This window comes from Ruegeria sp. BG7, from assembly GCF_056535685.1.
The window spans coordinates 549,088-575,462 of the sequence record NZ_JBQFIU010000002.1; the positions used below are offsets into that span (position 1 = coordinate 549,088).

At 56.2% G+C, this 26,375-nt stretch carries 21 protein-coding genes, 1 pseudogene and 1 riboswitch; of the genes and pseudogenes, 11 read left to right on the top strand and 11 right to left on the bottom strand.

The features are described from left to right. Positions 1-45: 45 nt before the first annotated feature. The 8 genes from ACR3EH_RS20305 to ACR3EH_RS20340 all read right to left on the bottom strand — a co-directional run bounded on the left by ACR3EH_RS20305 (position 46) and on the right by ACR3EH_RS20340 (position 9,018). Positions 46-795 carry a basic amino acid ABC transporter substrate-binding protein gene (locus ACR3EH_RS20305; protein ID WP_171185470.1) on the bottom strand — a complete coding sequence of 250 codons (750 nt, stop codon included), beginning with the start codon at positions 793-795 and terminating at the stop codon, positions 46-48. A gap of 22 nt (positions 796-817) precedes the next feature. Beyond that, positions 818-1,864 (bottom strand): LacI family transcriptional regulator, encoded by a 1,047-nt coding sequence (locus ACR3EH_RS20310; protein WP_171185468.1) that lies wholly within the window; start codon positions 1,862-1,864, stop codon positions 818-820. Further along, on the bottom strand, positions 1,864-2,613 hold the full coding sequence (locus ACR3EH_RS20315) for a sugar phosphate isomerase/epimerase family protein (protein WP_171185466.1): 750 nt from the start codon (positions 2,611-2,613) through the stop codon (positions 1,864-1,866). Before ACR3EH_RS20315 ends, ACR3EH_RS20310 begins: the two co-directional genes overlap by 1 nt. Positions 2,614-2,693: 80 nt before the next feature. Beyond that, positions 2,694-3,776: an ABC transporter ATP-binding protein gene (locus ACR3EH_RS20320; RefSeq protein ID WP_171094797.1), complete on the bottom strand. Its 1,083-nt coding sequence runs from the start codon at positions 3,774-3,776 to the stop codon at positions 2,694-2,696. Positions 3,777-3,779: 3 nt separating this feature from the next. Next, positions 3,780-5,435, bottom strand: a complete 1,656-nt coding sequence (locus tag ACR3EH_RS20325; protein WP_171675968.1) for an alpha-glucosidase — start codon at positions 5,433-5,435, stop codon at positions 3,780-3,782. Positions 5,436-5,444: 9 nt separating this feature from the next. Continuing rightward, positions 5,445-6,593 (bottom strand): carbohydrate ABC transporter permease, encoded by a 1,149-nt coding sequence (locus tag ACR3EH_RS20330; RefSeq protein ID WP_171185463.1) that lies wholly within the window; start codon positions 6,591-6,593, stop codon positions 5,445-5,447. A gap of 3 nt (positions 6,594-6,596) precedes the next feature. Further along, complete coding sequence (locus tag ACR3EH_RS20335) at positions 6,597-7,604, bottom strand: carbohydrate ABC transporter permease (RefSeq protein ID WP_171185461.1); 1,008 nt, start codon at positions 7,602-7,604, stop codon at positions 6,597-6,599. Positions 7,605-7,659: 55 nt separating this feature from the next. After that, positions 7,660-9,018, bottom strand: coding sequence for an ABC transporter substrate-binding protein (locus ACR3EH_RS20340; RefSeq protein WP_171185459.1), 1,359 nt, complete (start codon positions 9,016-9,018; stop codon positions 7,660-7,662). A gap of 219 nt (positions 9,019-9,237) precedes the next feature. Here ACR3EH_RS20340 and ACR3EH_RS20345 point away from each other — a divergent pair, with 219 nt between their 5' ends. The 9 genes and pseudogenes from ACR3EH_RS20345 to ACR3EH_RS20385 all read left to right on the top strand — a co-directional run bounded on the left by ACR3EH_RS20345 (position 9,238) and on the right by ACR3EH_RS20385 (position 17,888). After that, entirely contained in the window at positions 9,238-10,269 is a 1,032-nt protein-coding gene (locus ACR3EH_RS20345; protein WP_171185457.1) for a LacI family DNA-binding transcriptional regulator, read from the top strand. 2 nt (positions 10,270-10,271) lie between these two features. Beyond that, positions 10,272-11,573: pseudogene (locus ACR3EH_RS20350) on the top strand (GH1 family beta-glucosidase); the annotation flags it as partial. A gap of 45 nt (positions 11,574-11,618) precedes the next feature. Next, entirely contained in the window at positions 11,619-12,599 is a 981-nt protein-coding gene (locus ACR3EH_RS20355; RefSeq protein WP_371732126.1) for a glucokinase, read from the top strand. Positions 12,600-12,638: 39 nt separating this feature from the next. Further along, on the top strand, positions 12,639-13,565 hold the full coding sequence (locus tag ACR3EH_RS20360) for a carbohydrate kinase family protein (RefSeq protein ID WP_171675966.1): 927 nt from the start codon (positions 12,639-12,641) through the stop codon (positions 13,563-13,565). Between the two features lie 15 nt (positions 13,566-13,580). Next, positions 13,581-14,246, top strand: coding sequence for a D-lyxose/D-mannose family sugar isomerase (locus ACR3EH_RS20365; protein ID WP_171185451.1), 666 nt, complete (start codon positions 13,581-13,583; stop codon positions 14,244-14,246). A 99-nt stretch (positions 14,247-14,345) separates the two neighbouring features. Continuing rightward, a riboswitch (cobalamin riboswitch) is annotated at positions 14,346-14,544 on the top strand. 239 nt (positions 14,545-14,783) lie between these two features. Further along, entirely contained in the window at positions 14,784-15,140 is a 357-nt protein-coding gene (locus ACR3EH_RS20370; protein WP_171185450.1) for a DUF1636 family protein, read from the top strand. After that, on the top strand, positions 15,137-15,913 hold the full coding sequence (locus ACR3EH_RS20375) for an ABC transporter ATP-binding protein (RefSeq protein ID WP_171185448.1): 777 nt from the start codon (positions 15,137-15,139) through the stop codon (positions 15,911-15,913). Before ACR3EH_RS20370 ends, ACR3EH_RS20375 begins: the two co-directional genes overlap by 4 nt. A gap of 12 nt (positions 15,914-15,925) precedes the next feature. Further along, positions 15,926-16,876, top strand: coding sequence for an ABC transporter substrate-binding protein (locus ACR3EH_RS20380; RefSeq protein WP_253746464.1), 951 nt, complete (start codon positions 15,926-15,928; stop codon positions 16,874-16,876). Position 16,877: 1 nt separating this feature from the next. Continuing rightward, positions 16,878-17,888, top strand: coding sequence for a FecCD family ABC transporter permease (locus ACR3EH_RS20385; RefSeq protein WP_171094819.1), 1,011 nt, complete (start codon positions 16,878-16,880; stop codon positions 17,886-17,888). Between the two features lie 14 nt (positions 17,889-17,902). Here the strand turns inward: ACR3EH_RS20385 and ACR3EH_RS20390 are convergent, their stop codons facing one another. After that, positions 17,903-18,781: a LysR family transcriptional regulator gene (locus ACR3EH_RS20390; protein WP_171675964.1), complete on the bottom strand. Its 879-nt coding sequence runs from the start codon at positions 18,779-18,781 to the stop codon at positions 17,903-17,905. A 115-nt stretch (positions 18,782-18,896) separates the two neighbouring features. On the opposite strand from ACR3EH_RS20390, the gene ACR3EH_RS20395 reads away from it, so the two are divergent. Next, positions 18,897-20,447, top strand: coding sequence for a proton-conducting transporter transmembrane domain-containing protein (locus tag ACR3EH_RS20395; RefSeq protein WP_171185444.1), 1,551 nt, complete (start codon positions 18,897-18,899; stop codon positions 20,445-20,447). A gap of 14 nt (positions 20,448-20,461) precedes the next feature. After that, complete coding sequence (locus ACR3EH_RS20400) at positions 20,462-22,873, top strand: YbcC family protein (protein WP_171675962.1); 2,412 nt, start codon at positions 20,462-20,464, stop codon at positions 22,871-22,873. A gap of 49 nt (positions 22,874-22,922) precedes the next feature. Here the strand turns inward: ACR3EH_RS20400 and ACR3EH_RS20405 are convergent, their stop codons facing one another. Together ACR3EH_RS20405 and ACR3EH_RS20410 are read right to left on the bottom strand one after the other, a co-directional pair. Then, positions 22,923-23,696, bottom strand: a complete 774-nt coding sequence (locus ACR3EH_RS20405; RefSeq protein ID WP_171675960.1) for an inositol monophosphatase family protein — start codon at positions 23,694-23,696, stop codon at positions 22,923-22,925. A 228-nt stretch (positions 23,697-23,924) separates the two neighbouring features. Further along, positions 23,925-26,369, bottom strand: coding sequence for a GcvT family protein (locus ACR3EH_RS20410; RefSeq protein WP_171675958.1), 2,445 nt, complete (start codon positions 26,367-26,369; stop codon positions 23,925-23,927). Positions 26,370-26,375 lie beyond the last annotated feature (6 nt).

The window sequence follows — 26,375 nt, forward strand, 5'->3', positions numbered from 1 at the left end:
AACCCCGGCGAATAAACTCCGCCGGGGCTGTAGGTGTTCAGAGGATCAGTTGGTGCCCCAGTATTGGGCCATCAGCTTGTCCAGCGTGCCGTCTTCCTTGATGGCGGCGAGGCCAGTGTTGATTGCGTCGACGGTTGGGTCGCCTTCCTGAAAAACAATACCCAGCGGGTCGGACTGCAGACCGGTTATCCCGACCGTCAGTTCGCCAGCAAATTCCTGCTCGTATGCGGATGCAGATGTGCCATCGATAATCACACCCTGAACGTCTGCGTTTTGCAGCGCTAGAATGGCCGCCGAGAAGTTGTCATACAGGCTGACATTCTCACGGCCCACCAATTCTTCGGCCAGTTGCGCATTGGTCGTTCCGGTTTGTGCGGCAAGCTTCTGACCACCCGCCTTGAAATCGTCCAACGTCATGTCCTCGTTGTCGACCTGAAGCAGGATCGCCTGGCTGACAACGATGTATGGCTCGGAGAAATCCATTGTTTCTTCCCGCTCCGGCGTGATTGAGACGCCCGAAATCACCAGATCGAACTCGCCTTGCTGAAGGGCTGCAAAGATGCCATCCCACGCCGTGTTGACGAAGTTTGGAACGCAGTTCACGCGCTCGCAAATGGCGTTCATGACGTCAACGTCAAAGCCCACAATCTCACCGGTTGTTTCATCCACGGTTTCCATCGGCGGATAGGTCGCGTCCGTCCCGATCTTGAGCACGCGACCTTCCAGATCAGCGGCAAACGCTGCGGGCGCTGTCATCGCGGCAAGCGTCGCGGCGGCAATTAGGTGTTTGAACATGTTTGGTCTCTCCTCTGTTGGTCTAGGTTACTTGCGCATCTTGTGACGCAGGTGTGTCAGGTTGCCGCTCGATCAGTTTGGCCCTGATCTTTTTTTGAATCTCTGGCGGGTCAGCGCCGTCCAAGGCTTTCAGCATGAACTCTCCCAACAGGCGGCTCGTTTCACCAATGGGCAGGTAATAGGTGCTGGGCGGGGGCACAAAGTACTGGCTGAGTTTCAGGTCATCGTTTGAAATGACTACAACGTCCTGCCCTACCCTCACTCCTGTTTTGGCTGCGGCTGACAAGGCGCCAAGGGTCATCGCCTCGTTAGCGCAAATTATAGCGCTTGGTGGGTTCGGCAGTTTCAATAGTGCCGAAAAGGAAACTTGGCCTGTCTCTGCTGTCGTTGGCCCGGTTTCTATCAGTGTCGGGTCGAAACCTACCCCTGCCTCTGACAAAGCATCTGCATAACCCTTAAGTCGTTGTTGCGCATAGATCAGATCATCAGGAGGGTTGATCAATGCGATCCGAAGATGACCCAGGCGGATCAATCGCGCGGTCGCATCGAAGGCAGCCGCCTGACTGTCGAGGTCTACATAGGCATGCGGCCGGGTACTGTCGCTCATACCATATGTGACGAAAGGGAATCTTTTGGCCTGCAAATATGCGATGCGCGGGTCGTTCACACGGGTGCCCGAGAAGATCACGCCGTCGGCCAAACCCTCTTGCACGATTGAGCGCAAGGTCTCCAGCTCAGTGTCGCTTTCGCTGATGCTGAAAACGCTGAGTTGATAGCGCGACCCCTGAACCGCGCCTGAAATTCCGGCCAAAATACGCGTGAATTCTACGCCTTCCCATTCCTCGGCGGACTCTTCCGACACGCTCACCAATACCGCGATCCGATAGGATTTGTTGGTGCGCAGCTTGAGCCCATCCAGGTTGACGCGATAGCCTAAGGCGGCGGCGGCCTTTTGAACCTCCTCCCGCGTTTCTTGTTTCACTGACGGGGCATCCCGCAACGCGTTCGAGACTGTGCCAACAGAATAGCCTGTCTTCTTGGCAATCGATTTGATCGTCGCCCGCGCCATCAGGTGGCCCCGATCAGCTGTTCGGTCAGGAACATCCGCCCTGTGTTCAACGTGCGTCTGTGATTAGAACTTTCGTCATGTTCTACAAACAGATCGGTGCAGTTGCTGTGCGCGAGGGCATTTAATGTGGCGCCCCAGTCCACAACGCCCTCACCCAGATCGCGCCAACATTCGTCACCTGTCCCAGCATCCGGATCGATGTCTTTTGCATGGACCGACAGGATTCGGTCCGCGTGGAGAGTGAGTGTTGCCGCAGGGTTCAGGCCAGCAGCTTGCAGCCAGCCGACATCCGGCTGCCAATAAACTTTCCCCTGAGCCAGTATTTGATCCAGAGGCGTTTCACCGGGGTTTCCCACCAAATCAAAATCATGATTGTGATAGGCAAGGCGGATGCCGTGTTCACTAAGCTGATCAGCCCATTCAGACAACTGGCCCGACACTGCCATCCATCCCCGGGCAGTGTCGGGCCGCACCTGGGGCGCCAGCCAAGGCATGACGGCCACCTGGCATTCCAAAAGACCCAGAACTTCGACGACCTCGTCGAAACGGGTGTCGAACTCTTCCCAGTCAAAATGCGCCGACCGAACATTTAAACCCGATTGATGAACAATGCGTGCCATCTGCCGCGGGCTGAGATCATGCAGGCCAGTGGTTTCGACATCAGTAAAACCGCAAGCTGCAACCAGACGCAGCTGATCTGACAGATCGCCACATTGCCGGACGGTATAAAGCTGGGCTGAAACTCTCATTCACCACCATTGAAACGTTTCAATTATGGTGGAATACGAACTATCGCGTTGTCAAGCGTCGCGTTGAACGCCAGTTGCTATCACTTTCGCATCGATACGCCGTTGTGGAACAGGTGTACTTTTTCAGGGGCTGCGGTCACGGAAACCGTTTGTCCGCGCATATTCCTTTGAACACCAGGCAGTTTGGCAATTGGCGCTTCTGCGTCCGCGGTTTTTTCAAAGTACAACAGTGTGACTTCACCCAAAGCCTCGGTGAAATCAACGGTTCCAGTCAGGATCGCGGTGCTTTCTGTGATGACAAAGTCTTCAGGGCGCACCCCGATCTTGACCTGCTTACCCTGATCACTGTCCTCGGTCGGAATCGCGGAAACGGCGGTGCCGCCCGAGGCAAGCTCGACAGTCGTTGTCGCCCCCGTTCCGGTGATCGTTCCGGGCAAAAGGTTCATTGAAGGCGAGCCAATGAATTGGGCCACAAACTCGTTGTCGGGCGTTTCATAAAGTTCAAGCGGCGTGCCAACCTGCGCAATGCCCTTGTTGGCCAAAACCACAATTCGGCTGGCCAATGTCATCGCTTCGACCTGATCGTGGGTGACGTAGATCATGGTGCTGTCGGGCATGGCCTCTTTCAGCCGCGCGATTTCGATCCGTGTGGCGACCCGGAGGGCTGCGTCAAGGTTCGACAGAGGCTCATCAAACAGATACACTTTCGGGTCGCGCACGATCGCGCGCCCGATCGCAACACGTTGTCGCTGACCGCCGGATAGAGCTTTGGGCAACCGGTCCAGAAAGGGGTCCAGTTGCAGAATCTTGGCGGCACGCTCTACCGCAGCGTCAATCTCGGCCGTAGGCATCTTGGCGATTTTCAGGGCAAACGCCATGTTTTCGCGCACGGTCATGTGGGGATACAGGGCGTAGCTTTGAAAAACCATCGCGATGCCCCGTTGTGCGGGCGGCACATCGTTCATGACCTGCCCTTCGATTTCCAGCGTGCCGCCTGTAATCTTTTCTAAACCGGCAATCATCCGAAGCAGAGTGGATTTCCCACAACCGGAAGGACCAACAAAAACGATCAGTTCGCCCTGCTCAATGTCGAGATTGATGTTCTTCAGAACGTCAACAGGGCCATAAGACTTGGCGACATCCGTTAGGTTGAGTTCAGACATGTCTTATCCCTTTCCCCGAACCATCAGGCAGAATTGCGAAGCCGCCAAAGTGATTGAATTGTCGCCTTGAATGCCACCCAATTCCAGACCGATGGACTGCCAATCGCCGTCCGGTACCTTCACCTCTGTGGTGTCTGATCCGAGGTTGAACGCACAGAAAACTTGCTCGGAACTATCCTCACGCAGGAAAGTCAGAACCGGACCTATTTCGTTCATCTCAGACAGGCGTCCAGATGCCAAAGCCGGGTGTGCATGACGCAGTGCAATGGCGCGGCGATAGTGGTTCAGCATCGATTGCGGATCCGCCTCGGCCCGGTCTACCGCGTGCTCAGCCTGCTGGACGCTGACCGGCAGCCAGGGTTCTGCGGTGCTGAAGCCGGACTGTTCATCCTGCGCTTGCCAAACCATTGGCGTACGGCAACCGTCGCGGCCTTTGAATTCGGGCCAGAACTCGATGCCATAGGGATCTTGTAGCTTCTCAAACGGCACATCTGCTTCGTGCAGGCCCAATTCTTCGCCTTGATACAGGCAAGCCGAGCCACGTAGGCACATCATGAGAACCGCATGTTGCCGGGCCGCGGTATCATCCAAATTCCAGCGAGAGGCATGGCGTTGCACGTCATGGTTCGAAAACGCCCAACAGGGCCATGCATCCCCTGCCTTGGCCTGCAATTGGTCAAAGACATGTTTGGTGTAACTTGCCGTCAGTGCGCGTTTCTCGAGAAACTCAAACGCATAGCACATGTGCATCCGCTTGTCGCCCGAGGTGTATTCGCCCATGATCTCGAGCCCACGCTGCGCATCGCCGACCTCGCCCAGGCACGCGCGGCCTTCGTATGCGTCCGTCAGCGCGCGCAGCCGTTCAAGGAATGCGATATTTTCGGGTTGGCTTTTCGAGAACAGGTGGTCCTGATGGTTGTACGGGTTGACTGCTGGTGCAATCGACGCGTTGCGCTGATCCATTGGCAGGGCTGGGTTGTTGCGCAGTTCCTTGTCATGGAAGTAAAAATTGATTGTGTCCAACCGAAAGCCGTCTACACCAAGATCAAGCCAGAACCGTGCGACGTCCAACAAAGCATCCTGAACATCCGGGCAGTGGAAGTTCAAATCCGGCTGCGATGTCAGGAAGTTGTGCAGATAGTACTGCAGGCGGCGAGAATCCCATTGCCACGCCGAGCCGCCAAAGATCGAAAGCCAGTTGTTTGGTGGTGTGCCATCCGGCTTGGGGTCAGCCCATACATACCAGTCGGATTTCGGGTTTTCACGGCTGCTGCGGCTTTCGCTGAACCAAGGGTGCTGGTCCGACGTGTGCGACAGAACCAGATCGATCATGATCTTCAGTCCTTTGGCATGCGCCTGATCCAGAAGCTCTTTGAAGTCCTCCAGCGTTCCGAACATGGGGTCGACATCGCGATAATCGCTGACATCGTATCCAAAGTCTTTCATTGGTGACTTGAAAAACGGTGAGATCCAGATCGCATCAACGCCGAGCGACGCGATATAATCCAGTCGCGCGGTGATGCCTTTCAAGTCACCGATCCCATCGCCGTTGCTGTCCTGAAAACTGCGCGGGTAGATCTGATAGATCACCCCTCCTCGCCACCAATCCGAAGACAGTTTTGTTGCTTTGCTGTGTTCAAAGTTGTTCTGCACGTTCATCAGACGCCTCTATTTTACAGATCCGGCCAACAGGCCCCGGACCAGGTATTTTTGCATTGCGAAGAAAACGACCAGCGGCACAAAGATCGAGACAAAAGCGGCGGTCGCAAGAATTTCCCAGTTGCCACCTCGCGTCCCCAAAAGCTCGACGATGCGGTTGGTCATCACGGTCGTCTGGCCTGTCGCGTCGATCAGGAAGACCTTCGCAACCAGAAGGTCGTTCCATGTCCAAAGGAACTGGAAGATCGCGAAAGACGCCAGCGCCGGGAAGCTGAGCGGCAGGATCAGTTTGGTGAAGATCTGGAATTCAGTGGCGCCGTCGACGCGGGCATTTTCGATCAGGTCACGCGGCAATCCGGCCATGTAGTTGCGAAGCAGATAAATCGCCAAAGGCATCCCGAACCCGGTATGTGCCAGCCAGACGCCCAGATAACCCTTGCCGATGCCGATATTCAGGTGGAATTTCAGCAAGGGGATCAGGGCAAGCTGAAGCGGAACAACCAACAGCCCAACAACCGCCGCGATTAACAACGCCCGACCGGGAAAATCCATCCAAGCCAGCGCATAGGCCGCAAAGGCGGCAACCAGAATCGGGATGATTGTTGCCGGGATCGTCACGGTCAGCGTATTGAAGAACGCCTTGGCCATGCTGTCCGTACTGCTTTGATCCAGAAGAACTTTCTGGTAGTTGTCCAAAGTGAACTCGGGCGGCAACTCAGCCGTCACAAAGATACGTGCGCCGCGGTTTCCGGAGAACTCTTCGGTGTTTTCCATCCGGTAATAACCATCAGCGTCCACTGTGATCGTGCCACCTCGGCGTAGTTCAGCCGTTTGGCCGGGCGCAAAGGCGTCGACTTCGCGCGCACTGATGCCCCAGCTCGAAATCTTTGCCTGCTCGCCCGCGTCAAACAATTGGCCTTCAATCACGTATACGCCGTTTTCCAACACCTGTGTTTCAGGTGCGGCGCTGCGAAGGGTCAGGTTCTGCTCGGATGGAAACAGCGATCGCCACCACCCGCTTGATGAGATTTGGTCGGCTGTCCGAAAGGACGAGACCAACAGACCCAAAGTTGGAATGACCCACAACACCACAAGAAAGATGACCGAAAGGTGTACAACCCATCTGAGCGCCGGTTTGGTTCCTGCAATATCGCTCATGGCTTACTCCATCTCCTTGCGGGCATTGCGCACGTTCCAGACGAGGATCGGAGCAACCAGCAGCATAATCACCATGGCCGAGGCTGATCCGACGCCCCAGTCATTGGCCCGGAAAAGCTTGTCGTACATGTAGTTTGCCAGCACCTGTGTCTCCCACTGGCCGTTGGTCATCGCGAAAACGATGTCAAAGACCTTGAGCACGGTGATTGTGATCGTCGTCCAAACCACAAGGATGGTTGTCTTGATCTGGGGTACCTTGATCTTGAAGAAGATCTGGAACGGATTCGCGCCGTCCAGAATGGCTGCTTCAATGGTTTCTTCGGGGATGCCCCGCAAGGCTGCCGAAAGGATGACCATGGCAAAACCGGTCTGAATCCAGACCAAAACGATCATCAGGAAAAAGCTGTTCCAGAACGGGACCGTCAGCCAGGTTTGCGGTTCGGCCCCGCCAAAAAAGATATAGAGCGCGTTCAGGATGCCAATCTGGTCTTGTTCTGCAGGTCGCGCATCATAGACCAGTTTCCAGATCACTGAAGCGCCGACAAAAGAAATCGCCATCGGCATGAAGATCAGAGATTTGGCGAAGTTGCCCCAGCGGATGCGGTCAGTCAGTTGCGCAACAAGCAGACCAAAGGCCGTTGACATAGCCGGCACAACGATCAGCCAGAACATGTTGTTGCGCATGGCCTCCCAAAATTTGGGCTCAGCCGCCATTTGCGAGTAATTGTCCAAACCGACCCACTTGTACCCGCCGCCGGGCACACGCTCCGTGAGTGACAGGCGCAGGGTTTCAACAACCGGATAGGCCAGATACAGCCCCAGCGCAGCCAGCGCAGGGAACAGAAACAGCCATGGCCGGATCATGTTGGCCCGGTTGATGTTGCGCCCCGCATTCGGCCCGCGCGGCGGGAACAGGACTTTGTCCAGAAACTGGTTGGAGAGGTAGAAATAGCCCACACAACCCGACACGCCGATGGCGATCGTCAGCAGGCCTTGAAGTGCCGGTGTCATGGTGCGCTCATCCGTTTGGCAAGTGGGGCGATCCTTAGACCGCCCCAGCGGTTGATTACTTGGCCGCGTCCCAGGACGACTGGATTTCGCTGGCCACGGTGGCTGCGTCTTTTGCACCCGACGAATAATCCACCATCCCGGTCCAGAACGTTCCCGCACCAACGGCACCCGGCATCAGGTCAGACCCGTCAAAGCGGAAAGTGGTGGCATTGGTCAGGATTTCACCCTGCCCACGCTGGGTGTCGTTGGAATAGTTTTCAGGGTTAGCACCCAGGTGAGGCGTCAGGAAGCCGTCTTGAGACATCATGATCTCATGCGCAAAAGGTGTCTTGAGGAACTCCATGAACGCTTCGGCGGCAGGATTCGGGTTGGTGACGGTAAACAGCGTGCCCGCCCCAAGTACCGGAGTACCCAGATCCTTTTCTGCATAAGCCGGGAAATAGAAGAAATCGGCATCAACGCCCAATTCAGTGCCCTCAGGGAAGTACGCCGGAATAAACGACGCTTGGCGGTGCATCATGCAGGCCGGAGGGCTGTCGAACAAACCCTTGGGGCTGTCGCGAAAGTCAATCGCGGCGGTGTCGTCAGCATCCCCGACAACATAGTCATCGTTGCGAGTAAAGCTGCCATATTCCTCAATTGCGGCGATCACCCGAGGATCGTCAAACTTCATCTCATTCGACACCCACTGGTCATAGACTTCCGGCGGCTGGGTGCGCAGCATCAGGTCCTCTACCCAGTCGGTTGCAGGCCAACCGGTCGCGCCACCCGATGCCAGGCCAACGCATAGCGGAGTTTCGCCATCTTCGACCATCTGGTCCATCAGCGCTTTGAACTCTTCCATGGTCTGAGGCACGTCGTACCCGAAATCTTCAAAATTCTCCGGGATGTACCAGACCAGAGATTTCACGTTCACGTTGAAGAAGAAACCATAGAACTCGGCAGCACCTTGATCGTTCTCGAAGGTGCCCAGATCGACCCAGGACTGACCTGCGGCAAAGTTATCTTTGATCCAGTCAGCCGATCCTTCGGCCAGCGGTGTCAGATACCCCTGCTTCGCAAGGTTTGCGGCCAGACCGGGCTGTGGAAACACCGTCAGGTTCGGCGCCGAGCCTGCTGCCGCGTCAATGAGGATTTGCTGCTCAAGCGAATCTGAACCCACATAGCTGGAATTCGCGCCTGTTGCTTCGTCGAAATACGCAACAAGGTTCTCAAAGGATTTGCCTTCACCCGCCAGCCAGGGACCAAAAATGGTCAGGCTTTCCCCGGACAGATCGTTTGCATCGGCAAAAGCCTGAAACCCGTCCCAGTCAAAGCTGCCCTCACCTACGGCGTGGATCAATTCACCTTCCGCCTGAACAGATCCAGCCATCAGGGCGAACACCGCCGCACCTGCATAAAGCGAGTGTCTCATCTCATCCTCCTCCCAAGTTTTCGCGCGCTTGCAGACTCAGTTTCAAAGCGCTTTGGATGCGATGTGTTATCCGCTAACATTTTCTCTCTGTCAATAATTCGCTTTCCCGATCCAGCAATATTAATAAATCTGGCAATTGCGGCAAAACAAGTTGACGGACGCTTAAATTGCCCACACAACAAGTGCGAGCACACAATTGAAGGCGCTTTGAATAGCAAAATGAACCTGAAGCAGCTCTCAGAAATTCTGGGTCTTTCGCAAACAACGGTAAGCCGTGCGCTGAACGGCTATCCCGAGGTCAGCGAGGGAACGCGTGTACGTGTGCAAGCCGCCGCTCAGAAACATGGGTATCGTCCCAACAGCCGAGCAAAAGGGCTGGCAACAGGTCGATCCATGGTTATCGGACATGTGATCCCCAGTTCGTCGCAACATGAAATGGTGAACCCGATCTTCGGAGATTTTGTCGCCGGAGCAGCAAAGAAATATGCCGAACATGGGTACGACATGATGTTCACCAACGCTGACGATACCTCGATCGAAGAAGCCTATCGCAGCCTTTTTCAGCGAGGGGCCGTTGATGGTATTGTGCTGCAAGGTCCAAAAGTGAACGAAGCTCGGATCGCTGTCCTCAAACGCATGAGAGTGCCGTTCATCGTGCATGGGCGTTCAACGGGCGCGGATACGCCTTACGACTGGATAGATGTAAACAACAAAAGCTCGTTTTTGCGGGCGACCCGGTTTTTGATTGATCTTGGACACCGCAGGATCGCCCTTATCAACGGGTTGGAGGAGATGGATTTTGCACAGCGCAGACGTGCGGGGTATCTGGCGGCACTGGAGCAAGGCGGTATAATCGCAGACCCTGACCTGATGCGCCGTGCCGAGATGACCGAGGTTTTCGGGCATCGGGAAACGCACGGCATGTTGCAGCTTGATGACCCTCCAACAGCTATTTTGGCATCCTCGATGATTTCCGCCATCGGGGTCAGACGCGCGATTGACGAAGCAGGCTTAGTTATGGGGCGCGACGTTTCGGTCATCGCACATGACGATGACCTTTCGTATCTGAAGAACGGGCAAGACATCCCTATTTTCACAGCGACTCGATCATCTGTCCGCCAAGCCGGGGAAATGGCCGCAGAGATGCTGATTGATCGGATAAAGTCTCCAGATGGTCCGCCCAATACCAAATTACTTGAGGCCGAACTGGTTGTTGGCCGCTCGACTGGCCCTGCGCCCAACAGGACGTAATCATGAAACATTCTCGCGCTGACTTCCCAAAAGATTTCCTTTTCGGGGTCGCAACCTCGGCTTATCAAATCGAAGGGCATGCACAGGGTGGTGCCGGGCGAACGCACTGGGATACATTTGCGGCCTCACCCGGCAATGTGGTGCGTGAGGAAAACGGCGATCTGGCCTGCGACCACCTGAACCGGTTCGAGCAGGATTTTGATCTGGTGCGCGAGGCCGGTTTTGACTGTTATCGGTTCTCAACCAGCTGGGCGCGTGTCATGCCGGAAGGTCGCGGCCAGATCAATCAAGCCGGGCTGGATTACTATGACCGGCTGGCAGACGCGCTGCTGGCCCGCGGAATCCGCCCGTGTGTGACGCTGTATCACTGGGAACTGCCCTCCGCTCTTGCGGATCAGGGGGGCTGGTGCAACCGAGACATCGCGGGATGGTTCGCAGACTTCACCGAAATCATCATGGGCCGCATCGGTGACAGGATGTTCAGTGCGGCCCCAATCAACGAGCCATGGTGTGTCAGTTGGCTCAGCCATTTCGAGGGCCATCATGCGCCCGGTTTGCGCGATATTCGCGCCACGGCCCGCGCAATGCATCACGTTTTGCTTGCTCATGGACGCGCCATTCAAGCCATGCGCAGCCTTGGCATGAGCAACCTTGGTGCGGTGTTCAACCTTGAATGGGCAGAACCCGCCGATGAGAGCGTCGAAGCGCGACTTGCAGCGGACCGGTATGACGCGATTTACAATCGGTTCTTTCTTGGTGGTGTATTCAGGAAAGAGTATCCTAAATTGGTACTGGACGGCCTTGAACCACACTTGCCCTCTGGCTGGCAGGATGATTTCGAGACAATTGGCACACCGGTCGATTGGTGCGGATTGAACTACTACACGCGAAAGCTGATTGCCTCGAACGATTCCGCATGGCCCAGCTTGACGGATGTTCCAGGACCATTGCCAAAAACGCAAATGGGTTGGGAAATAGACCCTTCTGCCCTAAACCGTTTCCTGGTTCGCACACAGAAGGACTATACGGGCGGGCTACCAATCTATATCACCGAAAACGGAATGGCGAGCGCAGAGCGCGTGCGGGATGAGGACCGTATCGAATATCTTGATACACACCTTGCAGCCGTGCAGGACGCTTTGGCACAAGGTGTTCCGGTTAAAGGCTATTTTGTCTGGTCTCTGCTGGACAATTACGAATGGGCCTTCGGATACGAGAAAAGGTTTGGACTGGTGGACGTGGATTTTGAAACTCTGGAAAGAACGCCCAAAGCGTCGTTCGTGGCGCTTACATCCGCCCTTTCAGAGGGGCAGAACGTCTCTCAGCCGTTAGCGCAACCATCCGGATCTGTGCATGAGCACTGGAATTTGGTTGCGGACATCGGTGGAACAAATACACGTCTGGGCGTTGTGACAAACGGCGAACTGACAGACCTGCGCAAGCACCCAACGGGAACTCTGGATGATCTGCTGAACGCATTTCACGCTTTGCGCGATGAGGTTGGCACAAATCCTCAGGCGGTTGTTGCCGCCGGGGCTGGTCCTGTCAGAGACGGCGTCATCCGCCTTACAAACGCCAATTTGGACTTGTCCGAGTTGGAACTGGCGCAGGCGACCGGGGCGGAACATACTTTTGTTATCAATGACTTTACGGCCGCGGCATGGTCAGTTGCTGACGTCACACAGAACGAAGTTTCGGTTTTGCAAGGTCAGGCGAAACCACCAGCAGGCACGCGTTTGGTGGTTGGCCCCGGCACCGGACTTGGCGTCGGAGCATTGCTTTTTTCCGAAGGTCACTATCACACAGTTTCCGGCGAAGGTGGGCATGTTGGGCTGTACCCGCGTCACCGGGACGAGGTCGACGTCTTTGAAGCCGCCCGTCACATTGCTCCTGACTGTTTCTTTGGCGATAGCCTTGCTTTGGAAGCAGAGATGTTTCTGAGCGGAACTGGCCTTCCTATCCTGTATCAGGCCGTTGGGTTGGCAGCGGGCACCGGGCGGTCGTCTTTTCGTTCCGCCAAAGACATTTTGACCGAAGCCCGCGATGCTTCGGACCCCATCGCAGTCAAAACTGCGCAGATGTTCACAACGCATCTGGGCGCGCTTATGGGTGATATGGCTGTCACGCTTATGCCTGCTGGTGGAGTGTTTCTTGTCGGCGGGGTCGCCGAGAAAAACCGCTGGCTGTTTGATCAGGATTTCAAGGACGCATTCAATGGCGGCGGGCGGTTCAGCGAGCTTCGTAAATCCTTGAACCTTTACGTCTCAGAACAGGCCGAGTTCGGCATCATCGGGGCGAACAATTTTTGCAAAAACGCACTAAAGCGATGAACGACTTGTGCGCTTGAGGCTCTGGGAGAGGACGTTGGAATGATCCTGTGCTGTGGGGAAGCCCTGATTGACATGATTGCCGAGCCGACAGTGTCCGGCGTACGCGGCTTTGTGCCCCATACGGGTGGCGCGATCCTGAATACCGCTGTTGCCATGGGGCGCTTGGGTGAGTCCGTGGGAATGTTGACCGGTGTCTCCACGGATATGTTTGGTCAACAGCTGATCAACGCGTTAAAGGCAAGCCACGTTGACGTTTCGCATGTAATTGTCTCGGATCGTCCCACTACACTTGCGTTTGTACAACTTGAAGATGGGCACGCAACCTACAGTTTCGTTGATGAAAACACGGCTGGCCGTATGTTGGCACCTGAAGATATGCCAGACCAACTCCCTGCCATCTCGGCATTGTATCTTGGGGGTATAAGCTTGGCGTGTGAGCCATGTGCAGATGCCTATGCATCTTTGTTGGCTCAACACGGAAACGACCGCCCTGTCATGTTGGATCCCAACATTCGTCCGGGTTTTATTCAGGATCAAACCCGCTTTCGAACGCGTTTGAACCGCATGATCGCGCAGTCCGATATCGTGAAAGTGTCGGACGAGGATCTGGACTGGATCATTCCCGGTGCGGAACCCGAAGCAGTCAAAGCAGCCTTGCTGTTGCAAGCCGGACCATCAGCGCTGATCGTGACCCGGGGCGGCGATGGCGCAAACGGGTATCTGGCGGATGGATCGCAAGTGACGGTGCCGGTAAAACCGGTGCAGGTCGTGGATACGATCGGTGCGGGCGACACGTTCAATGCAGGTGTGCTCACTGGTCTCAGCCGCGCCGGGCATCTGACAAAACCTGCTGTACGCAACTTAACTGCCAACTCTTTGCGCGCGGCCATGGAACTGGGCGCCGAAGTTGCAGCTGTAACCGTATCTCGAGCTGGGGCGGAACCGCCTTGGGACCATGAGCTATAATTCTTGGAAAAAACAATGAAACGATCTGACATAAATCGCATCAAATCCGAAGCGCAGGCGTTCATCCAGTCCTTTGGCGGTGTACTGCCGCCTTTTGCAGACTGGTCACCCGAACAGATGCGCAGCCCAGTGGCGCAAACGATCCGCAGCCGCGGGTTGGGGTGGGACATCACCGACTACGCTCAGGGCCGGTTTGATGAACTGGGCCTGTTTCTTTTCACGCTGCGCAACGGCGAAGTGAATGATTTGCAGTCTGGGCGCGGGATGCTTTACGCAGAAAAATTGCTGATTTCGAAAGACAAACAACTGTCTCCGATGCATCGCCACATCATCAAGGCAGAGGACATCATCAACCGTGGCGGCGGCGATCTGGTGATGGAGATTTATGCATCGGACCCAGAAGGTGGCATCGACCGGCATACGCCTGTCACAGTGCCCAGCGATGCCTGCCCTGTTACGTTGCAACCAGGTGAGCATCTACGCCTGAAACCAGGGCAAAGCGTAACCCTGATGCCCGGAGTTTGGCACGCGTTCTGGGCCGAGCACGGTGATTGCCTTATCGGCGAGGTTTCGACTGTGAATGATGATCGAACGGATAATGTGTTCGAAGATCCGATCCCTCGATTTTCAAAGATTGAGGAAGATGCCGCGCCAGATTTCCTATTGGTTTCCGACTACTGACGTAGACCGGGTTGACAATAACCGACAGACAACTGGGCTGAGCCCAAGTGATTTCGTCAAACGCCACTCATTCTCTTGCTTGACAAGTCCAGCACCACGAGACTAGCTGAGCGGGATGGTTCCGTAAGGGATGAAAATGGGAATACGGTGCGGCACAGTTTTTTTGCCAAGTCCGTGACTGCCCCCGCAACTGTAAGCGGAGAGCGACGCCATTACGCCACTGACCCCGAAAGGGTTGGGAAGGTGGGCCGAGCCTTGACCCGCAAGTCAGGAGACCTGCCATCCGATGTTCAACCAACCCGGGGCGGGGCGTCCTGGAAGGAGGCTTTGATGGCACGTTTTTCGCGTGTTTACATTGGTAGCACCTTCTGTCCGCGCTTGGTTTCAAGCGGAGCGGACAGTGTTAAAGGTGACTGACAGAAATAAGCTCTTCTTCAATACCTACTGCGCTGAGGCATCCCGCGGTGCCGTTAATTCAATGCCACGTTACGTTATAACATTGCATATCAATCCAACCCGCAGTAAGCGCTACATGCAATGACGAAAATCGCTGATCATTTCATTCTTGTGTGTGCGACCTGCACAGGTGCCATGTCCACCGATCAAGTGACTGGCGCACTGGCGCAAACATTGCCCGAAGGATTTGCAATTCGAACAGTTGATTGCATGGCAGGTTGTTCCCGACCAACCACCATTGGCCTTCAGGCACCGGGCAAGGCGCAGTATCTGTTTGGAGACATCGACACGGAATTGGATCTGGACGCAGTGGTGGAATTCGCCGGACAATACCGCCTTAGTTCCGATGGCTGGACAAGTGCAACCGAACGCCCGCCCGCGTTATTCACCAAGACCTTGTCCCGAATACCCGCCCTGCCAACCGAGAGGGTGTCATGAGTTTTCTGTCGGTCGAGGGTCTCGAATATTACGCTTTGAACGGCGATGTCCTTTTGCAGGACGTGTCCTTCGGCTTGGAGGAGGGCTCGATTCTGGCAATTGCGGGTCCGAATGGCGCGGGAAAAACAACACTGCTCAAGTTGCTTTGCGGAATAGAACGTATTGCACTGGGTGATGTGCTTATAAGAGGCAAAAGCTTGCGCACCTTGTCCGCGCATGAGCGTGCCCGAACCATCGCGGTCGTAGGCCAGCAAGAAATGCCAGACGGTCGGTTGCGTTTGCGAGACTATGTTGCGCTTGGGCAAATCCCGATTCAGGCGGATAAATCGGCAACCGAGCACAAGGTAGATCTTGATCGAGTTCTGGAAACAACCGGATTGTCTCATCTTTCCCGCAAGCCGATGAGCCAGCTATCGGGTGGCGAGCGACAGCGCGCTCACATCGCGCGCGCTTTGGCACAAAACCCATCCCTGTTGTTTCTGGACGAACCGACCAATCACCTGGATCCAGACGCCAAGGGGCACATGTTGTCCTTGGTGGCCGAGCTGGGCGTCACGGTGGTCATGATCGTCCATGATCTGGTCATGATCCCGGAATTCGCCACGCATGTGGCCTTGATGAAATCCACACGCCTGACGGGTTATGGGCCCGTCAGCGACGTGCTGACCTCAGAACGTGTTCGCGACACCTTTGGTGTGGATTATCTGTGCTTTCAGCATGAGGGCCGCATAATCCCAGCGCTGGATATTCGAAAACGAAAACTGTCATCATAACAGGAGCTTACAATGATGCAGAAACTTTGGCCTGTGGCTCTGTTCACTGGCCTGGCAAGCGGCGCGGTCGCAGAAGCCATCACAGTGGACAATTGCGGCGAACCGCTGGTTTTTGAAACCGCGCCCGAACGGATCGTTGTCCACGACATGAACATGACCGACATGGCGTTCGCATTGGGCCTGCAAGACAAGATCGTGGGCCTGACCGGCATCACGGGCTGGTACAAGACGAGCCCTGATTTTGATGCACAGCGCGGTGATATCCCAGAGCTTGCACCAAAATACCCTACTGTTGAGAACCTCATCGCAGTAGAACCCGACATGTTCTTTGCAGGGTGGTATTACGGTATGCAGCCGGGTGGCGAGGTTACTCCGGACACCCTTTCGCCCTTTGGCATCAAGACCATGGTTCTGACCGAAAGCTGCGTACATCTGAGCAAGGATCGCCCAGAGGCCAGTATGGACCTGCTGTTTGGCGACGTTCTGCGTTTGGGTCAGGTCATGGGCGTCGAAGCCAAGGCGCAAGAGCTTGTCTCGGGCTGGAAAGACCAACTGGCCGCTATCGAAGCCAAAACAGCTGATCTGCCCAAACCACGTGTCTTCCTGTTGGACGGGCCGGCAGATGCGCCGTTTACCGCTGGTAAGTTTGCGATACCGGACGCGATGATCGCCGCAGCAGGCGGAGAGAATGTGACCCATGACATGGACACCAGCTGGGGTCGTACGTCGTGGGAAACCGTGGCTGCTGCAAACCCGGAATTCCTGGTTCTGCTGGACTATCAGACAGGAAACGGTGCAGAAGATACCTTCCAGTTCCTGAAAGATCATCCCGTCATGTCTCAAACCGATGCAGTCAAGAACGAGCGCTGGATCGGCCTGCGCTACGAAGAGCTGACACCCGGCCCGGCAAACATTGAGGCCATCGAAAAGATGGTCAAGGCAATGCACCCGGAGACCAACTGATATGGCCCATTTGGGCCGTTCGATCTTGCTGGGGGCGATCGTTCTGATCGCCCTTTTGCTGCTGTCCATCGTTTATGGAACAACAAATATTCCTGTGCGGGACGTGGTCGCCGCGATTGGTCTAGGAACAGGCCTGATCGATGGCGACATGTCCCCGCTTCACCGGATCGTTTTCGACTTGCGCCTTCCCCGCGCCTTGTTTGCCGCGGTCATCGGGGCAGGATTGGGGGTTGTTGGTGTGGTTTTGCAAACAACCACGCGCAACGATCTTGCCGATCCATTCTTGTTTGGCCTGTCCTCGGGCGCGGCTGCCGGGGCGGTGTTGGTGATCACCGTCACGGGTGATGTACTGGGCATTTGGACCCTGCCCTTGGCGGCATTTTGCGGAGGCTTGATTGCTTCGGGCATTGTTCTGGCACTGGTTCAGGGCCTGCGCACAAGTGCGCCGGAAAAACTGATTCTAGCCGGTTTGGCCGTGTCCTTTCTGTTCTCGGCCATCACAAACTATTTGATTTTTTCCGGCGACAATCGCGCGGCGCATTCGGTCATCTTCTGGATGCTTGGCGGGTTGGGCCTTGCACGGTGGGAGACATTCCCACTGGTTCTGACCGGACTGGCTCTGATCCTGAGTTATGCTCTTTACCGCAGTCGCTGGCTGGATGCCCTTTTAACCGGAGATTTCACGGCGTCCTCTCTTGGCATACCCGTTCAGGGCTTGCGATTTAGTATGTTCTTTGTCGCGGCATTGGCGACGGCGAGCTTTGTTTCCGTGGCCGGCGTTATTGGTTTTGTCGGGTTAATGGTCCCTCATATTGCACGGGGCATTGCCGGCACGCTGCACAGAAACCTGTTGATTACCTCAGCTATCGTCGGGGCGATCCTGCTGACGATGTCGGATATTCTGTCCCGCCTGCTTTTGGCCCCTCAAGAACTGCCCGTAGGTATCGTAACAACGTCGATCGGGTCTCTTTTTGTGTTCCTATATCTGTTCAAATCCGCGCGCGGTGATTGACGCCAGATATTGGCCTACGTGTCTGGTCCGTGTGACAAAAGCTCCTGCACCAAGGGATTAGGGAACCGGCGCTTGAACGTAATTGCGTGGAAGTTTTCCTTGATCTTCGGATGCTCATTTGCCTCGACCAAACGGCCCGAGTTCAGCTCATCCTGAACAACGATCGGAGCCACCAGAGCCAAGCCGATATCCTCGCGCGCCAAAAGCCGCATCATGGCCATATCGTCCACCTCGGCAGCTACCTGAGGCCGTACCGACATGCGGCTGGCCATAGCGTCAAACGCAGTACGAACACTGTTGTTGGTTGTGGGCAGGATGAAAGGTTGTTCTTCCAACAGATGCCGTATCGGGCGCGTCGGATCAAGGCGATCCGGGGTTCCAACGATACTCACTGGTTGTTCGGCCAGATGATGAGTGACAAAGCTGGTCAGGCTGTCACTCGCGGGTTCGTGGTTCATGAGGACCAAGTCGAAATTCAACGTTTCCAGCCCTTCCAGCAACTCACTTGGACTGCCAGACCTCAAGATGACCTCAACATCAACACGCGCCAAAATGGGTCGCAAAAAGCGAATCTGAAAGTTCCGCGACAGGGTAGACTGCGCCCCCACCCTCAGCGCCTGCCGCGTGTTTCCTTCATCCTGTAAGGTTGCCACAAGTTCCTGGCCTGTCGCAAAAATCGCATCTGCGTGGTCCAGCGCGATATGTCCGGCTTCGGTCAGGTGCAGCTTGCGGCCTCTGCGCTCAAACAGGGGATGGCCAAGGCGATCTTCCAATTCCTTTATCTGCACGGACAAGGCGGACTGTGACAGATTCAAACGTTGTGCAGTCCTGGTCAGATTGCCGTCATGGGCAACCGCCCAGAAATAGCGGAGATGATGATAGTTAAGCGGCATATCGTTCTATCTAACCGAACATAATTAATCAAACAATGTATTTTTCATATGATGGCACGCGAAATATGTCTCCTTGAACAATTCGAGTCAGTATCGAACGTCAAGGGACACACGCATGAGCTATTTGCTTCTACCCCTCCTGAGTCCGCTGATCTTTTTAGGGTCGGCTTTTTATTGCAGCCGTCATCCGGGGATGCGCCCGGGCAACTTACCTAAAATCGCAGAATGGGCTGCGTTGGCAGCTTTTGCTGTGTCTGCGCTATCTGCAGTGTTGCTGATTGCGAATGGATCCGGAACATCGGCACTGATCGGGTTCTGGGGCGTCGGACTGTCAGTACGGTTGGACGCGGTAAGCGCCACGATGCTGGTTCTGGTCAGCTTTATTGGCTGGATCGTCCTGCGTTATTCAGCGACTTACATGGATGGGGAACAGAAACAGGGCGCCTTCACCGGATGGATGTCCGTTGCGCTTGCTTCCGTTCTTTTGCTGGTCATGTCCGGCAACCTCACTCAACTTCTTGCAGCCTGGATCGCAACAAGCCTGGCGCTGCATCAACTGCTGCTGTTCTACCCGGAACGCACTACGGCACAGCGTGCAGCGCGCAAAAAGGCGGTTGTGGCGCGGCTTAGCGAGGCCGCACTTGCGCTGGCCGTAGTCCTGTTGATCATCGGCTACGGAACAACCGATATCGCCACGATCCTGTCATCCGCACAGCCAACCGTGGTGACAATTGTTGCGGCCCTGTTGATCGCAGTGGCCGCCGTGCTGGCGTCGGCTCAGTTCCCTGTTCATGGCTGGCTGACCGAGGTTATGGAAGCACCGACACCGGTGTCAGCACTGCTGCACGCAGGCGTGATTAATGCCGGTGGGTTCCTGTTGATCCGCTTTGCTGATGTGATGCTGGTTGCACCGGGCATCATGGCATTGCTGGTCATGCTGGGCGGGTTCACTGCACTGTTTGGCGGGCTGGTGATGCTGACACAACCAGCGGTAAAGACGTCTCTGGCATGGTCCACAATCGCTCAGATGGCGTTCATGATCATGCAATGCGGGCTGGCACTGTTCCCGTTGGCGCTGCTGCACATCGTGGCGCACTCACTTTATAAAGCGCATGCCTTCCTAAGCGCCGGCGAAGCCGTGCGCAACGTCGCGGCGATCCGTCGGCCGGGGCTAGTGGCTGTGCCAAGCGCACGCAACGTATTGCTGGCTTTCGCAACCGGCATTTTGATCTACGGCGCGGTGGCTTCGGTATTCGGGATCGATGGGAAATCGGTTCAGGCCATCGCACTGGGCGTTATCCTGATCTTCGGCGTCGCTTATCTGCTGGCGCAGGGATTTGCCGATGCAGCCCCCGGAGCCCTGACCCGCCGCACCGTCATCTATGCCGGAGCAACATCTGTCAGCTACTTCGTTCTGCAAATTGCAGCGCAGCATCTGACCGCCGGAACTTTGCCACCCACACCCGCTGCGGGACCATTGGAATGGGCACTGATCGTACTGGCGCTCATCAGCTTTGGTGCAGTGGCACTGGCTCAGTCAACCTTCCCGCTTTGGGCCTCGCATCCTGCGGCGGCTGGCATCCGGGTGCATCTGTCCAACGGGCTTTATGCCAACGCAATCTTTGATCGGCTGCTGGACGGATGGTCCACGCGGCGGTCTGTATGAAAAGGGGATCAGACATGTATATGAAACACGAAAGCTATCCTGCTCCGCTTTTGGAACTGGTCGCGATTGCAAATGACGCTGTGCGTCAGATCCCTCCTCTGTTTCCGCTGGCGGCCAACGTCGCCGTAAACCCCTTCCTGGGACAGACTGAAGACACCCTAGCCGTGACAGCTGCGCGCCTTGGTCGTGTCGCCGGTGTACGCATCACACCTGACCGGCAAGCCATGGCCGAAAAGCTGAAGACCGGCGAGATGGTTGACGGTGATCTGGTCGAGGCAATTTCTCATGTCGAAAGCCGCTTTGATCCGCCAAGGCTGGAAGATGTAACGGCTGCTTTGACCACGGACGCGGCACCTCTTGCCCCGTTGCCAACAGTTGCGGATCTCGCCGCCGACGTGTCGGGCATCGACTGGCCGGGTCTGATCGAAGAACGTATCGGAGCTTGGGCCGCAAGTCATTTCGACGAAGGCCAGGCCCTGTGGCAGCCCAGCCGCGTTGGCGGTGCATTCAGCGCATGGCGGGAGTTCGCCTCGCGCGACCTTACGCCGGAAATCAATGGGTTGAAGGGCTTTGGCGCATTTGTGGCGGCCACCAACCGTTCTCAATGGCGGGCCATCGGACGGGCCGCGGAAACGCTGGGCGTGACGCCAGAGGCGGCCGGAACAACCTTTCATCGCTGGCTGATCACGTTGGGCGGTTGGGCACAATATGCGCGCTACTTGTTGTGGCAGGCCGAGCTTCAGGGACAGACCGACACAACAACGGCTGAATTACTTGCCATTCGGATGGTGTTTGAAGAGGCGCTGTTCCACCAGTACCGCGATCAGATCACGTCACGTTGGTCGGAAACCATCGCAGCACACGAAACGCCGATCACACCGTCCCGTGACATGGTGATTGACGCCATTTTGCAAGATGCCGCTGAACGGGCGCAACAGCGCAAGTTGCGGCAGGCTTTGTCCGGATCTCAGCCAAGAGAAACCGAAGGCCGCCCCATGGTTCAGGCCGCATTCTGTATTGACGTCCGGTCCGAGGTCTTCCGCAGGGCGCTGGAAGCACAGGATGCAGGCATTGAAACCATAGGCTTTGCCGGGTTCTTTGGGTTGGCCAGCGCGCATAAATGCGCAGGATCAGACGTTACCGAGCTGCGGGGGCCCGTTCTTCTGAACCCCAATGTCACATCTAAAGCAGCAGAAGACACATTGTCCGATCTCGACCGGCGCTACACGGCCCGCGCGAAACGTGCTTGGGGGCGTTTCAAGCTGGCCGCTGTATCATCCTTTGCCTTTGTCGAAGCGACCGGGCCGATCTACGCAGGTAAATTGCTTCGGGACTCGCTGGCAGCCAGTGGCAAGGGAACCAAGTTTGATCCTGCACCCAAGCTGGATCCTTCGATGGATCTGACCACGCGCATCGATACCGCCAAGGCCATCCTGGGCGCTATGTCTCTGACAGGGAATTTTGCTCGTATCGTGATGCTGGCAGGACATGGGGCGGACGTCACCAACAACCCCCATGAAAGCGCGTTGCAGTGCGGTGCCTGCGGTGGTCATGCAGGGGACGTCAGCGCCCGGCTTCTGGCCAGCCTCCTGAACGACAACCAGGTGCGCGAGGGTCTGCGGGGCAAAGGGATCGACATCCCCGCTGACACGCTGTTCCTTCCAGCGCTGCACAATACGACGACGGATGATGTCACCCTGTTTGATCAGGACCATCCGGCAGGATTGTGGGCCCCGCAGATCGCCAAATTGAAAACCTGGCTGAATGAAGCCGGACGCCTGGCGCGCGCCGAGCGTTCGGCCCGGTTGCCTCGTGCCAACGGAGGTGACGATATCGCCCGCCGTGCCAAGGATTGGGCCGAACTTCGGCCTGAATGGGGTTTGGCAGGCTGTCGGGCCTTTATAGCTGCCCCACGCAGCCGGACCGATGGGACCGGATTGGCCGGACAGTCCTTTCTGCATAGCTATGACTGGCGTTCGGATGATGGGTTTGGCGTGCTTGAGTTGATCATGACCGCCCCGGTGGTTGTGGCAAGCTGGATCAGCCTGCAGTATTACGGGTCGTCCGTCGCGCCGGGCTTGTTTGGCGGTGGCAACAAACTGCTGCACAACGTGGTCGGCGGGATTGGCGTTGTCGAGGGGAACGGAGGTGCTTTGCGCCCAGGTCTGCCTTGGCAATCGGTCCATGATGGCGAAGCATTCCAGCATGATCCTCTGCGCCTGTCGGTTGTAATCGAAGCGCCGCGTGAAGCCATGAACGACATTCTGAAACGGCATGCGAATGTCAAAGCCCTGTTTGACAACCGCTGGCTTCACCTGATCGCAATGGATGAAAATGGTGATCTGGCTTGGCGTTACACAGGTGATCTGGAATGGAGCCCGATTGCGAAACCGGCTGGCTCTGAACAAGCCATCGCTGCCGAATAAGCTAAAAACGGAAGGGCCCGGCCACAGTGCCGGGCCTTCTTTTTACTGACTATGTGTTGATAAGTTTCAGAAGATCTGCATGCAGATCAGGGGTTGCCGCCGATACGACCGCGCCATCTGACTCCAGTGTCAACGCCCTGCCCTGCCAATCGGTCATCACACCACCAGCTGCCGCAACAAGCGGCGCAACCGCCAAGTAGTCATAGGGTTGCAGGTCATAATCCACTACAGCGTCCACATGCCCTGCGGCCAGCAACGCATGCGGATAACAGTCATAGGCAAACCGACGCGTCTGCCCGGCCTGCATCAAACGGTTGAATAGGTCCAGGTGATCGCGATGGATCTTGTCCCCCTCGTTTACGTATAGAATAGATTGATCCAAACGCTTTTGTTGCGAGGCCCGTATGGGTTCACCGTTCAGAGCGGCCCCTTCACCAATGACACCCACATACACCTCATTCAAAGCGGGCATTCCGACCAAGCCTAACTGAGGCTGCCCATCAACCAGATGTGCCAACAGGAACCCGAACAAAGGATGCCCGGACAGAAATGACCGGGTTCCGTCGATTGGGTCAATGACCCACATGTGCCGACCATCACCTGCCTCTTGCCCGTGTTCTTCGCCAAAGACCCCATGCTCGGGAAAGTGCTGGTTCAGGTAGGACCGAACCTCGGCTTCAACCCCTTTGTCAGCTTGCGTCACAGGGCTTTCATCCAGTTTGAACTCGACACCCAGAGATCCACGGAAAAACCGCATCGCAGACGACGACGCAATGTCAGCCATCTGAATGGCATGTTCCTTCAGCGTATGTGCGACGACCATTTCAATCCTTTCAGACGGATGTTTCTGCGTTGTTTCTGACGACGGTTTTCATCGGGTGCAATGGGGAACATGGCACGATCAGTATCAGCCATTTTAAACGGTCCGGGCGTCCTTTTCGGGCTGTCTTCACGCCATTTTTCCGCTGCAAGCCAATCACCAAGCGGGGCACGGATGTGCCCCGCCACTAGCTTTTGCTTACCGCATAGATTACGGATCACGTTCGGGGCTTCAAACCTTCACGCGTTCCATCTTGGGGTCGTAAAGTGGCTGCAAAGTCACCTGACAAGGTACTCGCGTAGTCGCCACGTCCAATTCATACTCTCCGGACGTGACATATTCTGGATCAACGCCTTCGGGGTTGCGGATATAACCGTATCCAATCGATTTCCCGATGGTATAGCCATAACCACCTGAGGTCAGCCAACCGACCCTTTCACCGTTTCGATAGATTGTTTCCCGCCCTAACAGGACGATGTCGGGGTCAACTGTGAAACAGGCCAGCATCTTTTTGACGCCTTCTGCTTTTTGCTTTTCGGATGCGGCACGGCCTTTGAAGGCAACATCCTTGCGCAGCTTGACGGCCCAGCCCAGCCCGCTTTCGAACGGTGTATGATCCGGCCCGATATCCGAGCCCCATGCGCGGTAGCCCTTCTCAAGCCGCAGCGATTCAATAGAGCGGTATCCTGCATTCACCAGACCATGAGGCGCGCCCGCCTCCATCAACGCGGCATAGACGGTTTGGGCATATTCCACGGGCAGATGCAGTTCCCAGCCCAGTTCACCCACATAGGTGACGCGCAGCGCCTTGACCGGGCAACCGGCGATGCCGATTGTGCGGATCGTTCCAAATTTAAACCCGTCATTCGAAACATCATCTCGCGTCACCGCCGCCAGAATATCCCGCGCCTTTGGTCCCATCAGCGACAACACCGCATTCGATGAAGTGATGTCGAAAAGCTGGCAGTTCATGCCTTCCGGGATATTGCGGTTGATCCAGTCGAAATCATGGGTGGCAAAGCCAGTGCCAGTGACGATGTAGAATTCGTCATGTGCCACTCGACCAACGGTCAGGTCACATTCGATTCCGCCCTTGTCGTTCAGCATCTGAGTATAGACCAACGCGCCGACCGGCTTGTCGACATCATTGGCGCAGATCCAATTCATCGCCGCCAGCGCATCGGGGCCTTTCAGCGCAAACTTGGCAAAAGAGGTTTGGTCAAACAGCACCGCCGCCTCGCGCGCGGCCTTATGTTCGCGGCCCACCGCATCGAACCAATTTTGGCGACCAAAGCTGTATTCATCTTTGGCGGTCTCTCCCAGCGACGCATCCGCGTACCAGTTCGGGCGTTCCCAACCCAGTTTCTCACCAAAACACGCGCCCTGCGATTTCAGCGTGTCATAGAGCGGTGACTTGCGGCACGGACGGCCCGAGTCATGCTCCTCATGCGGCCAGCCCATTGTGTAATGTTTGCCATAGGCTTCGACGGTCCGGGTGCGCACCCAATCGGTGTCGAAATGCGGGCGGCCAAAGCGGCGGATATCGGCGGACCACAGGTCAAAGGGGGGTTCTCCCTTGTGGACCCATTCAGCCAGCGCCATGCCCGCCCCACCACCAGCGGCGATGCCGAAGGCATTGAAGCCTGCACCAACGAAGAAGTTGTTCAACTCGGGCGCTTCGCCGATGATGAAGTTGCCGTCTGGCGTGAAGCTTTCCGGCCCGTTGGTCAGCGTCTTGACGCCTGCGTTTTCCAGCGCTGGAACACGACCCAGAGCCAATTCCATCAACTGTTCGAAATGGTCGAAATTACTGTCGAGCAAGGTGTAGTGGAAGCCCTGCGGAATCCCTTTAGTCGCCCAAGGAATTGGGTTCGGCTCATAGCCGCCCATGACCAGCCCGCCGACCTCTTCCTTGTAGTAGGTCAGGCGATCCGGGTCGCGCAGGGTTGGCAGGTTGGACGGTACATCAAAAGGTTCGGTGACCATATACTGATGCTCCATCGGCACCAGCGGTACGTTGACACCAAAGCGCCCGGCAAAGGTGCGGGTCCACTGACCGGCGCAGCAGATTACCTTTTCGCATTCGATCCGGCCATGTTCCGTGATCACCGCACGGATCTTCCCGTCTTCGATTTCAATATCCGTGACTTTTGTGTCTTCGAAAATCTTTGCACCGGCCATACGTGCGCCTTTGGCCAGTGCCTGAGTGATATCTGAGGGATTCGCCTGTCCATCGGTTGGCAAATAAGCCGCGCCGATCACGTCCGAGACGTCCATCAGCGGCCACAGTTCCTGCGCCTCAGACGGCGTCAGCAACTGCATATCCAGACCAAAGGAATGCGCGGTGGTGGCCTGACGTTTCACCTCGGTCCAGCGTTCCTCGTTACAGGCCAGACGCAGTCCTCCGTTCATCTTCCAGCCGGTACCAAGCCCAGTTTCCTCTTCGATCTTGTTATACAGATCAACCGAGTAACCCAGCAGCTGCGTAATATTCGCGTTCGAACGCAGCTGCCCTACCAGTCCTGCCGCGTGGAAGGTGGTGCCCGAGGTGAGCTTTTTGCGCTCCAACAACACCGTGTCGGTCCAGCCCAGTTTGGCCAGGTGGTAGGCGGTCGAGCAGCCGATGATTCCGCCGCCGATAATGACGGCTTTGGCTGTTTTCGGAAGGTCGGTCATGTCTGT